This window comes from Paenibacillus sp. ALE2 (genome assembly GCF_054113385.1).
The window spans coordinates 1959789-1974180 of the sequence record NZ_CM134213.1 but is presented as its reverse complement, the minus strand read 5'-3'; the positions used below and the strand labels follow the sequence as shown (position 1 = coordinate 1974180).

General features: G+C 45.9%; 13 protein-coding genes. 2 read left to right on the top strand and 11 right to left on the bottom strand.

The genetic code is table 11. The features are described from left to right. Positions 1-63 precede the first annotated feature (63 nt). Positions 64-921: a LysR family transcriptional regulator gene (locus tag ACXHJ1_RS08565; protein ID WP_016822786.1), complete on the bottom strand. Its 858-nt coding sequence runs from the start codon at positions 919-921 to the stop codon at positions 64-66. A 180-nt stretch (positions 922-1101) separates the two neighbouring features. Here ACXHJ1_RS08565 and ACXHJ1_RS08560 point away from each other — a divergent pair, with 180 nt between their 5' ends. Next, positions 1102-2088: a DMT family transporter gene (locus ACXHJ1_RS08560; protein WP_457905951.1), complete on the top strand. Its 987-nt coding sequence runs from the start codon at positions 1102-1104 to the stop codon at positions 2086-2088. A gap of 87 nt (positions 2089-2175) precedes the next feature. Here ACXHJ1_RS08560 and ACXHJ1_RS08555 read toward each other — a convergent pair whose 3' ends face one another. The 10 genes from ACXHJ1_RS08555 to ACXHJ1_RS08510 form a co-directional block, all read right to left on the bottom strand. Then, positions 2176-4164, bottom strand: a complete 1989-nt coding sequence (locus ACXHJ1_RS08555; protein ID WP_340865836.1) for a methyl-accepting chemotaxis protein — start codon at positions 4162-4164, stop codon at positions 2176-2178. A 158-nt stretch (positions 4165-4322) separates the two neighbouring features. Then, a complete protein-coding gene (locus ACXHJ1_RS08550; RefSeq protein ID WP_013373539.1) occupies positions 4323-4730 on the bottom strand; it encodes a DoxX family protein in 408 nt (135 codons plus the stop codon). A 119-nt stretch (positions 4731-4849) separates the two neighbouring features. After that, entirely contained in the window at positions 4850-5710 is an 861-nt protein-coding gene (locus tag ACXHJ1_RS08545; RefSeq protein ID WP_250247965.1) for a M56 family metallopeptidase, read from the bottom strand. Between the two features lie 3 nt (positions 5711-5713). After that, a complete protein-coding gene (locus ACXHJ1_RS08540; protein WP_016324858.1) occupies positions 5714-6127 on the bottom strand; it encodes a BlaI/MecI/CopY family transcriptional regulator in 414 nt (137 codons plus the stop codon). A 142-nt stretch (positions 6128-6269) separates the two neighbouring features. Beyond that, positions 6270-7109, bottom strand: coding sequence for a winged helix-turn-helix transcriptional regulator (locus tag ACXHJ1_RS08535; protein WP_290402529.1), 840 nt, complete (start codon positions 7107-7109; stop codon positions 6270-6272). After that, a complete protein-coding gene (locus tag ACXHJ1_RS08530) occupies positions 7085-7480 on the bottom strand; it encodes a Fur family transcriptional regulator (protein ID WP_013373543.1) in 396 nt (131 codons plus the stop codon). Before ACXHJ1_RS08530 ends, ACXHJ1_RS08535 begins: the two co-directional genes overlap by 25 nt. A gap of 406 nt (positions 7481-7886) precedes the next feature. Beyond that, positions 7887-9011, bottom strand: coding sequence for a GerAB/ArcD/ProY family transporter (locus ACXHJ1_RS08525; protein ID WP_457905950.1), 1125 nt, complete (start codon positions 9009-9011; stop codon positions 7887-7889). After that, complete coding sequence (locus ACXHJ1_RS08520) at positions 9008-10117, bottom strand: GerAB/ArcD/ProY family transporter (protein WP_340865845.1); 1110 nt, start codon at positions 10115-10117, stop codon at positions 9008-9010. The genes ACXHJ1_RS08525 and ACXHJ1_RS08520 overlap by 4 nt, the downstream gene beginning before the upstream one ends. A gap of 24 nt (positions 10118-10141) precedes the next feature. Continuing rightward, positions 10142-11383 (bottom strand): Ger(x)C family spore germination protein, encoded by a 1242-nt coding sequence (locus ACXHJ1_RS08515; RefSeq protein WP_457905949.1) that lies wholly within the window; start codon positions 11381-11383, stop codon positions 10142-10144. Continuing rightward, on the bottom strand, positions 11361-12995 hold the full coding sequence (locus ACXHJ1_RS08510; protein ID WP_457905948.1) for a spore germination protein: 1635 nt from the start codon (positions 12993-12995) through the stop codon (positions 11361-11363). The genes ACXHJ1_RS08515 and ACXHJ1_RS08510 overlap by 23 nt, the downstream gene beginning before the upstream one ends. A gap of 226 nt (positions 12996-13221) precedes the next feature. On the opposite strand from ACXHJ1_RS08510, the gene ACXHJ1_RS08505 reads away from it, so the two are divergent. Beyond that, a complete protein-coding gene (locus tag ACXHJ1_RS08505) occupies positions 13222-14313 on the top strand; it encodes a diguanylate cyclase (protein ID WP_457905947.1) in 1092 nt (363 codons plus the stop codon). The last annotated feature ends 79 nt before the right edge of the window (positions 14314-14392 follow it).

Sequence of the window (14392 nt, the reverse complement as noted above, 5' to 3'; positions counted from 1 at the left end):
CTCCTTCAAGGATGAACAATGAGATCAAATCCCTCTCATTGTACCCGAGCCCAAGCCATAAAGCTACGCTTCTGTCTGAGTGGTAATCTCATCTATAAAAGACTGCAAGGTACTGGTAACGAAGGCCTCCTTACGGCGGATAAACACCGTTGTCACTTCATTGTAAGGCTCAGGGATGGCATGACCGCACACAAGACCTTGAGCCACCAGCCCGCTGATCGAAGATTCGGGGAAAACGGTCATTCCAATGCCTGCCGCTACACTGCCGATAATCGTCTCAAATGTCCCAAACTCCATGATCCGCTTGGGGATAATCCCCTCCATTTTGAGCCATGTTTCCAGTCTTCCCCGATATCCGCAGCCTTTTTTATATACCAGGAGCGGACGAGTTGTAAAATCGTCAACCGAAAAGTCATTTCCTTGAGATACGAGGACCAGCTTTTCCTGAAATACATCAAACTGTTCAATGAGCGGATGCTTGACTGGTCCGGTTACAAAGGCTCCATCCAGTCGCATTTCTGCAACCTCCTGCACCAGTGATTCCGTAACCCCAGCCTTGAGGGACAATTCGACATCTGGGTACTTACTGTAGTAAGCATGTAAAATGGCCGGAAGGGCAATGACAGTCTCCACGATACCAATCTCCAGTACCCCAGAAGGTGTGGATGTGTTCTGAAACGCATGCTTCATTTCCTCAAATTGCGATAAAATGCTTTTCGTATATTGCAGCAGACGCTTGCCCTCAGCATTGAGGATCATCCCCCGCTTATGTCTATAAAATAAAGGCGTCTGCAGTTCCTTTTCCAGCAGCTTGATTCTGGCCGTTACATTGGACTGGACGTAGCTAAGCTCGGCTGCAGCCTTGCTGACACTGCCATGTGCAGCCACCGTCTGGAAAATGTTTAAATCGTTCAGATCCACTACTGTTCCCCCTTATTGTGAAGGGCAAGGACCACCAAAATTGACGCGCCTTGTCACTTATTATCATTTTAAATGATCATAATGTTTATTTTCAATCATTTTACCAACAGCTTCCTATCCTTTATGATGTGTCCATAAGATATGTCCGCTGAGACCGGCAAGGAGGAGCTTTTGTACACCATGAACAAACAGATCATGACCGGATCTTTACTATGCCTGATCGCCAGTATGTCCTGGGGGGCGATGTTTCCGGTTTCGCACATTGCATTACAGCATATTAATCCACTGTACTTTTCATTTTTGCGCTATTTATCGGTTACACTCATATTAATAGTGCTATTGTGGCTCAAAGAGGGACGGACTGCATTTCGCTTTGAGGGCAATGGCAAGGTGTTATTGTTCTTCGGAACTATGGGATTTACCATTTATAATATGGCCGTTTTCCAGGGACAGCACGCGATGGGGGCAGCAGGTACCCTTGTAGCTGCTATTATGGAAGTGCTAATGCCGATGATCTCCATTGCGATGGTGTGGATCATGACCCGTACAATGCCTCCAAAATATACATTAATCAGCATGTTGATTGCGCTGGCTGGGGCATTACTGGTTATCACGAACGGCAAATGGACCTTTTTCACGCTTGCCGGACAACATCTATTGGCGCTGCTGCTTATTTTCGTGGGTGTCGTCGGTTGGGTCGTATATTCCATGGGAGGCAGTCATTTTGCAGGGTGGTCTACTCTTCGATATTCAACCTTGACCTGCCTGCTTGGAACTCTGGTTTCTTTTGTAGTCGTGACCTTTGCCTCTGCTTTCAACTGGATTGCAGTGCCGGATTGGCAGCACGTATGGTCAGTCAAATACGAAATGAGCTTTATGATCCTGCTTCCAGGGCTAGCGGCCTTGCTGAGTTGGAATGCCGGAATCCGCAAGCTGTCTCCGCTAAACGGTATTCTATTTATTAATTTTGTACCGATTACCACGCTGGTACTTATGTATTTCCAAGGTTATGCCATTAGCCGTTTTGAACTGTACGGGACTGTACTGGTCATTTTCGCACTGATTCTGAACAATATGTTTCAGAGAAGCTCTCTGCGTCCGTCCAACAGCTCACGGGGTGCCCGTTTCCGTCTGAATCGTCGCAAGTCGTTCAACGGTGACTTCTAACCCTGCGACCCAAAGTTATGATAAAACATCAAAAAAAGCGCCTGGATACGGAATATAACCTCCGGTATCCGGGCGCTTTTTATCATTTCAGGATTTTTTTTCAACCTGGAAACGTCCAACCAGTTCGCGCAGCTCCTCTGCCATTTGGCTCAGGTCTGCTGTGGATGAAGCAATTTCCTCGATGGAAGCCAGCTGTTGCTCAGCCGCCGCTGAGATCGACTCGGTGTTGCTCGCTGCCTCGTCCGAGATGTGGGAAATATCGCTCATAATATCTGCGACGCCTACAGTCCCCCTCGCCATTTCCTGAGTCACTCCGGTAATGTCATGGATATGCCCCATCGCGCGTTCGACAGCCTGACTAATCTCTGCAAAGGAATGCTCGGATGTGGTTACCGAATCAATACCTTCGGATACCCGTGCCCGCGCTTGTTGCATCGCACCCAGTGCATGGTTCATATCCAGCTGCATCGCTTCAATGCGCTCCGAGATCAAGGTAGCTGATTTGGCGGATTCCTCAGCCAGCTTACGTACCTCTGTAGCAACCACGGCAAAACCCTTGCCATGATCCCCAGCGCGTGCGGCCTCAATGGATGCATTCAGTGCCAACAGATTGGTCTGTTTGGCAATACCAGATATAACACTGATAATATTCACGATTTCACCGGAGCGTTCATTCAGCGAGTCCATAGCCTGTCCCAGATCATGAACAGTCTCGTCGATGTCATGCATCTTCTGTACAGCCTGCGTAGCAGCCCTACTGCCTTCCTGTGCCGACTCGGCATTCATTTTCACATGTTCAGATACGCCCACCATGCGCTCGGATACATCCGCTGCTTGCTGAGCCAGCCCCTCCATACTCACAGAGCCATGCTTAACGCTTTGCAGCTGACGTTCGCTGCCTACAGCTACTTCTTGAATAGCAATTGTGACATGCTCAATGGCTTGGGTCGTCTGATCTGCACCCGCAGCCAGCTCCTCTGCCGAAGAGCTTACCCGGTCTGTCGTTTCACGCACGCTTCGAATCATCGTGCGCAAACTATTCACCATGGTTTGAAAGTGAGCTGATAGTTCGCCTACCTCATCTGTTTTTCCTGTTTCCAAATCGCCCGTCAAATCTCCTTCACTGATTCGTTCTGCTGATTTTTGCAGCTTACGAATCGGAACCAGAACCGAACGGGTAATTAGGAAAATCGCGATAAGCGCAATTACCAACGAGGCAGCCAGCACGAAAATCGTTACATAACGAATGGCAGCGGTGGCATCGCTAATCTCGGATTGATAGAAGGTGCCTGCAATTTTCCAGCCGGTATCCTTATTCGTTACATAGGTCAAATATTTCTCGCGACCTTCATGCATATATTTAAAATTCCCGCTCGGCGCAGTATACAGCCTATCAAGTGAATTGTCCTGAGGAGATGAGCCTGGTTTAACCGTAGGATGGACCACGAATTTCTTCGTGTGATCCAGAATGAGGATATATCCCTCCTGACCCACTTTAATGGAGGCCAGTTTACGTACACTTTCCAGATTCAGAGAGATCCCGATCACGCCAGACTGGTCGGAAAGCGTCTGGGATACGATAACTACAGGAATACCTGAAGAATTGATGATAACCGGGGTGATCGCTACCTTGCCCGGTTGCTTCATCGCTTCGATGTACCATGGTCGTGTGCGAGGATCAAATGTCCCTTCGTCCTTTTTGGGCACCCCCCGGATCATCAGCCCCTTCGGTGTTCCCACAAAAATATCCTTCGCGTCTTCGTGTAAGCCTATGTATTGGATCAGCTTGGGCTGAATCAAGGGACTATTTGGTCCGTCAATCATCGAACCGTCGAGGCGTTCCGCCAAATATCGCACATCTTCAATTTTACTGGCGATTGCATATTCAATCACGGAGTTAGCCGTCGTTACCCCCTGATTTGCACTGCTGTAAAGCTGTTTTTCCATAGCATTATATGATGATTCATAGGTTGCAATGGAAATACTTAAACTTGGAATCAGCAAAACAAGTAAAAAGCCTAAAATCAACTTGTTCCTGAGTGTCCATATGGTCTTTCTTTTTCGCGTTGTTGCCATGTATCTTTCTTCCCCTTTGCTCAAAAAGCGATATTATTTCATTACATTTCATGTAAGTTATATCGGCAGAAAGTAGCAAATCATTTACAAAGAATTTTCATAAAAGAGCAAAACAAAAACCGCATCCTATGAGACTAAGGATGCGGTAATATGAACATTTAGACCTGTACGTTACTATTTTCAGCCTTTTTACGGCCAAACAACTGATCCACCGCCAGAAAACGCCCACCGACAAGGGCTTGCTGAAGACTGGTGAACAAAATCAGGAGATCAAATTCAATCGAGCCAAAAGGCTGTCCTTTTTTTGCAGTCAGCAATACACCGATCATTACGATGGTCAATGCCGCTCCAGCCAGTCGTGTTCCGATACCCAGAACCAGTGCAATCCCTCCAACCAACTCAACCGTAGCGACCACAGGGGCCATCCAGCCAGGGAGTCCGAGGCTCTGGAAGAATCCGGAGGTTCCGTCTAGTCCCTGAAACTTTTGTGCACCGTGAACGATAAAAATAACTCCTGTAAAAATTCGTACCAATAACAATCCAATATTCGCAAGCGTTTGATTCATAAGCTCATCTCCTTTAAGTTGTATACGGATTAGATAATCAACACTACAAAATGTAGTGTTATACATATCAAGAACCGGTAGCGCACAAGGCGCCACCTTCTATGATACATATTGCCAAACTAGATTAACGCCAGTGTAAACATAAGCGTTAGCATGACGAGTACATAGCCTGAAAACATAATCGAACGCCAAGGCATCTGAATGGTCGGCTTTTGTTGAGGGTCTAGAATACGTGAGATACGATAATTAATGGACGTTTCTGCAAAAGAGGAACAAGCGGCGGAGTTTACCAGACGGGCATTAGCGGGTGTCATACTCAGAAGCTTGAGCAATGCGCTCCCAATCCCAACCGGTGAACCGGCTCGGTGAATCGCTTCGTTGTCCGCCAAGATTTCACGGGCCGTCTTGTAATGGTTGGTAATGTGACGTAGCACCGGCAAGTAAAACAGCTGTGTAGCGCACATTTGCAGGAACCAGGTCTTCAATGGATCATAATGCTTCATATGATAGGCTTCATGGTATATAACCGCTTCTTCCTCATGCTTGTCCAGTACGGACAACAGTGCAGAGGACAATACAATTCGCGGCTTCCATAACCCCATGGTGAAGGCAGCAGGCTTGGCATAATCAATGACCCAAATTCGATCGGTCCCGAGTTCGCGATATCGCTCACCCAGTGCTTCGGTCAACGGCAGGTCGCGCATTCGGTGCAGTCTGCGGAAAGCCGCCCTGGTAGCCATGCACTGTCTGACTGCTTCTCCTCCGGCGATAGCGAAGGTTACAAAAACCAGTCCGCTGAGCGCATCCACCATGTAGCCGATTCCGTAGTGCTGCAACAAACTTCTGCAAATTTGAAACACGTTAAAATTCAATTTCCAGCCGAAAACATGCTGCCCGGCGTACATCCCCATCTGCATAAGGGCAAAACCCGAAATCAAGGCGCCTGCTGTAAACAGTAATTTAGAACGTGTTTTCCACATCGTCTACATATCCTTTTTCCATTGTTTAATTTTTTGTTCCAAACGTTCAATCAAAATCGGATCAGCTACTTCCAGAGCATCAATCATATGGTTGACAGCAAGCGGACCAAATTCATCCACCAGTTCGTGACTCAGCTCTTTGGATTGCTCATCCATAAACTCTTCTCTGCTTAAAACAGGACGGTATAAGGACGTTCTCCCGCGTATACTTTTGCTCAAAATCCCCTTTTCCACTAAACGGTTCATCACGGTCATTACCGTATTGAAGTTAAAGTCCCGATCCCCCTCCAATGCGGTCTGCACTTCTTTGATACTCCGATCCGAAGTGGACCATAAAATATCCATGATTTTGGCTTCCAGAGGCCCGAAAAATCGGTTAAGTCCGGTTTCGCCAGCTTTAAAATTCAGTCGTTTCATAAGAAGCACCTCACACTACCGATTGTAGTGTATGTATCCTGATAAAGTCAACTGTCACACCTAGTGTCAGCTTTAAGCACCATATACAAACCGCCGAATGGTATCCATCCGGCGGAATTTATCGATATTCATAACTTTCCGTTTAATCTGCCAATCTGTATCCTACACCTCTTACGGTTGCTATATATTCAGGCTCCGCAGGTCGATCGTCCAGCTTCTTGCGCAAACTTTTGACATGCACATCCACAACATTGCTGCCGCCGACAAAATCGGTTTCCCAGATATCATGCATCATTTGCTCGCGCGAGATCACTTTTCCTTGAGAATCTATCAGCTTCAATAGCAAATCGTATTCCGTTTTGGTTAGATTCAATGGATTCTCTTCCTTATATACCAACATTTTATCACGGTCAATCCAGATATCCTTGAACACCGTACGATGGCTGGTTTGCGCTGCCTGGCGGGAAATCACCGGATGACGCACAATCATCCGCTCAATGTCATGCACCATTTGGTTGGATGCTAGTGGCCATATCAGTACCTCTTCCGAAGGAAGCAGCTCATGCGCACGTACAGACATCCGATCCTGAACCACATACATGACTGGTGTATCTTTCATATATTCATGTTCAAGGTTATTGCGGATACTCAGCAATTCACGCCGTGGATCAGTGGCGGTCAAATCGTAAATCAAGAGGTCGCTCCCCAAATGACGCTGCACTTCAGGCTCCCAACGATGGAATACCATTACGTCAAAACACGCATCTGACAACGTACGCACCACACCGTGGACTACACCCGGTACGGAACTGATCAGGATGATGCGACGCGTGGTCGGACAATACAAAGGTTCATTAGAAGGAACGGTCTGCACCGCAGGTGTAGACGGGTTAGACAACATTGATGTCCAACTGCCCTTCACCCGTCTAGGCATGTCAGCCACTTTAATACGATTCGTTACTTGATTCGCTTGCTTTGACATTCCTTACACACTCCTCCGAATACGACATGGGCATGGGCAATCGTATATCCCGTTTCATGCGCAACCGTATCAATCCAATCGTGTGGGACTTCACTCATCACTTCATCTACTCGGCCGCATACCTGACAAATAATATGCTGATGATCGTCCATCCGACCGTCATAACGACTAGCAGCTTCCCCTAGTTTCAGCTCACGGATTAATTCCTTATCCGTTAAATAACGTAATGAATTATAGACCGTTCCATAGGCCAGATTATATCCGCGCTCCATCAACCGATTCATAACATCGGCAGCGGTAGGATGATCGTGAGCCTCACGGACCACATCATATACCGCTTGGCGCTGCGAAGTTAAATTTAAAGTTCTCATACCGCATCTCCCTTCATCAACGCAGATTATATTTATTATAAACTTATAATCACAATAAAAATTAATTTAGAATAAGTATAAATCTTAATTTATTTCAAGTCAATGAGATCGGATAAATTGTGCCGCTTTGCAACACAATGTATACATGATATACATTCAGCTCATGGAGGGATGTTTGATGAAAACACTTTGGATATTTATGCTTTTTATGCTGCTAATGCTTGGGACAAGTGTGTCAATAAAATGGCTTTTCGGTATTCATCATCCTTGGGAACCTATTTCATTGGCTTTTCGCACGATGCGACCATCAGAATATATCGTCCTGGCTGGAATGCTTATGGTGCTCCTTATAAATGTGAGCAAAAAGCCATTAGGAAACGCACTTCGCTTCCTTTTCTCACAATGGTCACGTTTCCTCAAAGTTTCCACTTCTTCCTCTGCTTCTCCGCAAGAGGGCCATCAGAAAGAACAAACAAGGGAAAACGTAAACAAATAATGGGTGAATATAAATGAGGGATAGTCGTCCAAATTCAAAGTGCTCACTCAGGCTCGTTGCCCCTATCTGTGACCATAGTAAAACAAGAATACCGCAAGGTATCAGCGCTTTTCGGTATGGTAAACCAAATACATCCGATATACCTACCACTACAGCATAAAAAAACAAAGCCACTTTAAAAAAGTCTCCGATGATAATGGACATCAGTACAATAACATCTGGACGCTGCACATATTCCGAAAGCTGCACATTCGCAAATGTGCTTAATAATGGAAAAATAGAGCGTTCCGTTATACTCGTACCCAGCACGGTTACATTTAATATTGCAACTTCAACTAAAACGATACCCCCGGCTAAAATACTCACGTATCCGGCTTTGATGAGCTGTGAAGGCCTTTTTACACAAGGGACAAACATCATGAAACAGATCATTTCACCGTATGGAAAAGCCAAACGTTCCCTTATAGCTGACATGAGAACAGGCTTAACCCCTTGACTCATTACGGGCATCAGCTCCTCCAGATGAATACTGCCTGATAAGACTAATAACGTATTCCCTAAAATCATTACAAGTATGATCACTGCAATAAATACTTGTCCTGTACGAGCCAACACTTCAAATCCAAGCCAAAGGACATAGATTGTACATATAACCATCAAAAAAGCGACGACCAGGCTTGGGGTTTTTTCCAAAATAGAAACACGCACCAATTCAGTCTCATCACGTAAATTTCTGCTGGTCAAATACAAGAAAAACACAATATAGAGTATTCCTATAACTGTTCCGCCCGTCTTCCCGATCAATTGACGGGCATACGTGGTCAACATCTGGCCAGGAAACATTTCTGCTGTGTAGGTGTACATTCGGAACAAAACAATCCCGATAGCCATAGCGATCATCTGAACAATCCATGTATTTCGGTCATATTGATTATCCATATTAATAATGACCGCATTCCCTAGAAGAAAATGGAACATGAGAATGAGCATTTGTCCGGTACTGATGTATGTTTTATTGGCAAGACCATTACTCACGAGACATTCTCCTTTCCCCTTTTATTCCGTGTCTTTTTCAACCATGACAAAGTAAGCAGCAAAAAAGGAAAAAATACGGCAAATATCGGAAACAGCCATTTCAGCACAAACTCGCCTGTTTCAAGATGATCTTGATAGCCCAGTGCCATCAATACACAGGAGACCAACATGATCAGCCCAAAGGGCAGGATCAGCTTATGGTAAGACATTCTCAATACATCCTCTGCCGCTTTAACTGCGGCATAATAAAAAATGAAGATTTTGAAAAAATCGAAGATAATAACGGTCATAACGCCGATGACATCGACTCTGTCAATAAAATCAGATATTTCGACCTTGCTGATCATAGAGAGCAAAGGGTAAGTAGCCCGTCTGAACACGTCCTCTCCTAGTACAAGTACATTGGACAACGTAACCACAGACAGGAGTAGCCCTCCTAGCAATATAGCGGAGACTCCGACCCCGTTGGCACGATAGCCCTTTTTTAAAGTGGGAAGGATCATCGCGAACGTAACCATCTCACCGTACGGCAGCATTACGGCTTGCGAATAAACAACTTGCCATATCGACTGCCAGCCGTGCTCGGCTATGGGTAGAATATTGTCTATATTCACAATACCCGCCAACAAAATCAATATATTCGTAACGAGACCCAGCAGCAGCAGCAAAATCAACATGATAATGGCTGTCCGGCCTGCAACTTCGATTCCCAAATACACCACATACATGACAAGTCCAATCATTAAGGCACAAATGACTGTCAATGGCGTATGCTGAAGTGTCCGGTCAGCAATCAGGATCCCTGTGTCCCGAAGATCCCGTGCTCCGCCATAAAGAAAAAATACGATATATAAAAAAGCAAGAGCCCCCCCTGCTTTCTTGCCCAAAAGAACTCTGCAATACTGTGTCATGAGCAAGTTAGGAAAGCGTCGGTGAAGGCTGCCATAACATACAAAAAGCACTGCCCCGAAAATCGTGGAAATGAGGATGGCGATCCATGCATCCTTACCCGCATCCCTTCCGGGAATAGACATCATGGATGTGCCCAATTCAAACAGCACCATGAGAGAGATCATTTCTTTTATACTTATCTGTGTCTTTTTCATCGCCTTCCCCCCTTCCTGATTTCACTAGTTGGCTTCTCCCCTTGAGTACGGATTGGTTCGCGACTGTGTATGCTTCAGTACCGAAGTCACCTGAACACGAACGGTGCTTTCTGCAAAATAACGACTCCATTCGGAGGAGCGTTTTTCCCACTGTTTGGGGTACTTCCTTTCCAGAGCAAGCCCTAACCCGAATACATCGCTTCCGGTACGCTGAACCTCTTTGACCGTTGATAAAATGATTCTTTTCATTTCCTCTGCCCATTGCTCCTGCAATTGTTTTATTACCTCCGGGCTTTTCAAGTTAATGGAACACTCGGCTTCCTGAACCGCCCCGGTCTGCTTCAAATGAATTACAAAAACAGGATCTCCTTGCTCCATCTTACTGTCTATAGTGGTTTTAGAAAATAAGGTTTCAATACTAACGGCTCCCCCTTTTTTATCACAACTCAATGTTGTTTCAGCACTTTTTACCTTGTTGTTGATCAAAGACAGGCCAACTGCTCGGTCATCGTCCAACCAGCGGACAAGACGGTCTTTTTGGAACACTCCCATCCCTTTAATGCGAACAACTGCTTCCGGTAAAACATTGTCCACATTGTCCTTCCGTGAGGCCTGCTCCAAATTTCCTTTTACTTCTACGCCCGTAAGTACAGGACCGCCCCCTTTATTGGACATGCTGCGAATGACATCGTCGACACTCACTGCATAATCCCCAGCGTACAAATTTTGAGATATCTCCAGCTTTCCTGAAATATCATTAGCAGGAATACGGCCGATCGCAGTCATGGTTGTCAGTACATCCCTTCCTGCCTCACCGCGCGCTATCAGCATTTTTATCGTCAGACGGGTCTCCGTATACCTTTCCAGAAAATCCAGCGTGTCGCCAATCCCACGCCGTGCCAGCTTTTCTCCGATGACGACAAGCCTGGCATGCGCCAGGGAAATAATCCGTGGAACCTTTTGCGAAGCCTTGCGGATCGCTTGAAATAGACTTTTCCCTCTTTCCCGATACAAAACGACAGGGGTATCTCCTCTCGCTTTGGCCCCGGCGATTTCATCTGCCACGATCACTTGCAGGGAAACTTCGTAATCCGACTCCCCAACCATATCAATTCCTATCCCCGCTACTACTGCTCTCTGGTTTAACTCCACAGAATCCCAGCAACCGGATAACAATGGAGCAAACAGTACTAGGACCAAGCACAGTCTCCCTATTCTCCCCTTTAAGGTTACTGCACTTTGTTCATTCCTCTTCTCCTGATACACCCTGATTGCCCCCCTCCTGCATCGGCGTGGTTTTATCCGAAGGGGAATTTCCGCTTCCATCCTTCATTCGTTTCTGGTTCTTAGACGTAATGCTTTCAGGACGTTTTTTCATCATCCAGAATGGAAGTCGCAATACGGCATCCTTTTGACTCTCCAGCACAAAAGGACTGAAAGGCGCCATGTAGGGCACCCCGAAGGAACTCAGACTGTTCATATGAGCGATCAGCGCAATCAGCCCCAATGTAATGCCGTATAGCCCCATAAATGCAGACAGTATCATGAAAACAAACCGGCACAATCTCCCGGCCACTGCCATGTTATAGGCTGGGATTGCGAAACTGGCTATTCCCGTCAGGGCTACTACAATGGTGAGCAGCGGGGTGACAATCCCGGCTTCCACGGCCGCTTGACCCAACACAAGCGCACCTATAACGGATACCGTTTGACCACCTGCACGCGGCATACGAATACCCGCCTCACGCAAAATCTCAAAGGTGATTTCCAAAATAAACGCCTCTAAAAATGCCGGAAACGGAACGGATTCCCGCTGAGCCAATATGCTGATCAGCAATGGGGTCGGTATCATTTCATAGTGATATGTTGTTAAGGCAATGTAGAGAGAAGGCCCCAAAATAAGAATAATGAAGCTGATATATCTAATGAGCCGAACAACAGTCGCCATATCGTAACGTTCTTCATAATCGGAAGAATTCTGAAAAAATTGGGCAAATACTGTAGGCATCACCAGAACAAACGGAGTTCCGTCTATAATGAGCGCCACTCGGCCCTCCATAATATTGCTGCTGATGGTATCGGGTCTTTCCGTGTTAAAGATCGTTGGGAAGGGTGTGAAATGATTTTCTTGTATCATCTCCTCAACCATACCGGACTCAAATACAGCGTCAATATTGATGCTTTCTACCCGTTTACGAACCTCATCCACGACGCATGGATTTGCAATATTCTTCATATACAGCATGGCCACATTGGTGAGGGACGTGCTTCCCACTTGGAACATCTCCAGTGTAAGATCGGAGCTTTTAATCCGTCGCCGGACCAGAGAAATATTCGTGAACAGGGATTCTACAAATCCATCTTTCGGTCCTCTGACGACTGTCTGTGTTGTGGGCTCGCTGACCGCGCGTGTCTCTCCCCCACGCGTGCCGCACGCAATGGCTTTTTGGCAGCCTTCCAATAGGATGATCGTGTCTCCCATTAACAGTTGTTCCATCATGGAACTCCAATCATCGCAGTCCTTCACTTCTCCCAGTGCAAGCGCGTGACTCTGTATTCTTGCGTACAGCGCTTCTGCGCTCTCCACCTCAGCAGCCACTTCAGCAGATGGGCGGCTAAGCATGGATCTCATGATGAGTTCATTCACCGTATCCGTTTTGGCCATACTATCCAGAAATACAATTGCGGCGGGAACATCCGCCCTAATCCCCACTTTAAAGCGGCGAATTAGAAAATCTGGACTATCTGACGTCAATTTCTTAATTTGCTGCAGGTTGGTTTCCAAGCAAGTCTCGATTTTTAAATAGCGCGGAGAATTTCCATTATTCTTATCCGCACCCAATTTTCTATTATGTTTGCGATAGGGATAGCGAATCATGAGCAAACCTCATCTCCAAAAATGGCAGCAGTAAACACTACCTATTTCCTAATTAATGTATCTTTGGAGTATGCTCAATCTATTCCCAGTTATGCACCAAGTACAGGATCGAAACATTATAAGCCAACCTAACGTAATAAATTTCAATTAAATTTTTCTTTTTTAAGCCTAATGTCAGTTCTTTTTGATAAAATGAAGGAATATGCCTCTCGGGAGGGTTAGCATCTTGTTTAGTACGTTTTTTGTAAATACCTGTATCCTTGTCACCTTTTTGTACATAACCGGTCTTATTTCACAAAGGTATAAAATCCGCCTACACACCTTAACGCGCAAGGTACATTGGATCGGAGGCGCTCTTTTTGGTTGCTATGGCATTGTCATAATGTACTACTCCATTCCAGTGGGGTTTAATACCATCGCCGATCTTCGTCATCTGGCTATCGTTGCTACCGCAACTTATATCGGCGCCCCAGCTGCGCTTATGGCAACGCTTTTTATATGTTTAGGCAGACTATTGCTGTTTGGTATCAACACTCAAGCCGTGGTAGGCGCCATTTTTATGCTACTCGCTGGTCTGGGGTGTACTGTACTGTCACATTTGTCCTGGTCACGTTTACCCAAGCTGATGATTATGAATGTTTTTGCTTTGGGCATTATTTTCTGTCCCCTTATGATTAATTTGAAAAATCTCGATGATGTTCTGCACGTGTATCCGCTCCAATTCTTCATTTCTATGGTCGGCGGATGTCTTCTGTACCTCATTGCTGAATCTATCAACACATCCAATGAGCTGTTACTTCGACTGGAGCATACCTCCTACACAGACCATCTCACTAATTTAAGCAATAGAAGACAGCTTGAGTTCTCATTGGAAGAGCAGCTCCCTCAAGCTCGTCAACGTCATGAGCACTTATCTGTACTGGTGTTGGATATTGATCACTTCAAGGAAGTCAATGATACCTACGGACATGCCGCAGGCGATGCAGTGCTGCGTCAGCTTGGGCAGATTTTAATGGACAAGTGCCGTACTAATGATGTAGTCACCCGCAGCGGGGGAGAAGAATTCACCGTACTTTTGCCGAATTGTGCTTTTCGGCAAGCTCTGCGCACAGCTAATCAGATTCTTAGTGGAGTAAATCAGCACGAGTTTATTTTAGCGGACGGGCTTATTCTTAAAGTTACCGTATCCATCGGCGTGACCACCTTCCCTGGTACAGGAGAAGATATATCTGGAGCAGCCCTGCTGGAACAGGCGGATAAAGCACTATATGAAGCTAAAAAAGCAGGACGTAACCGGGTTTGCTCATATGAAATATAATTTGAGGCATGAGCTTTATACAGAAATAGCCGATACAACCCTCTCTTGAGGATCGTATCGGCTATTATCCTTTTAAATG

What these genes read in the sequence shown, in the direction of transcription:
- ACXHJ1_RS08560 (WP_457905951.1), top strand. Translation starts at nt 1,102, where the DNA reads ATGAACAAACAGATCATGACCGGATCTTTACTATGCCTGATCGCCAGT.
- ACXHJ1_RS08555 (WP_340865836.1), bottom strand. Translation starts at nt 4,164, where the DNA reads ATGGCAACAACGCGAAAAAGAAAGACCATATGGACACTCAGGAACAAG.
- ACXHJ1_RS08545 (WP_250247965.1), bottom strand. Translation starts at nt 5,710, where the DNA reads ATGTGGAAAACACGTTCTAAATTACTGTTTACAGCAGGCGCCTTGATT.
- ACXHJ1_RS08540 (WP_016324858.1), bottom strand. Translation starts at nt 6,127, where the DNA reads ATGAAACGACTGAATTTTAAAGCTGGCGAAACCGGACTTAACCGATTT.
- ACXHJ1_RS08530 (WP_013373543.1), bottom strand. Translation starts at nt 7,480, where the DNA reads ATGAGAACTTTAAATTTAACTTCGCAGCGCCAAGCGGTATATGATGTG.
- ACXHJ1_RS08550 (WP_013373539.1), bottom strand. Translation starts at nt 4,730, where the DNA reads ATGAATCAAACGCTTGCGAATATTGGATTGTTATTGGTACGAATTTTT.
- ACXHJ1_RS08535 (WP_290402529.1), bottom strand. Translation starts at nt 7,109, where the DNA reads ATGTCAAAGCAAGCGAATCAAGTAACGAATCGTATTAAAGTGGCTGAC.
- ACXHJ1_RS08510 (WP_457905948.1), bottom strand. Translation starts at nt 12,995, where the DNA reads ATGATTCGCTATCCCTATCGCAAACATAATAGAAAATTGGGTGCGGAT.
- ACXHJ1_RS08520 (WP_340865845.1), bottom strand. Translation starts at nt 10,117, where the DNA reads ATGAAAAAGACACAGATAAGTATAAAAGAAATGATCTCTCTCATGGTG.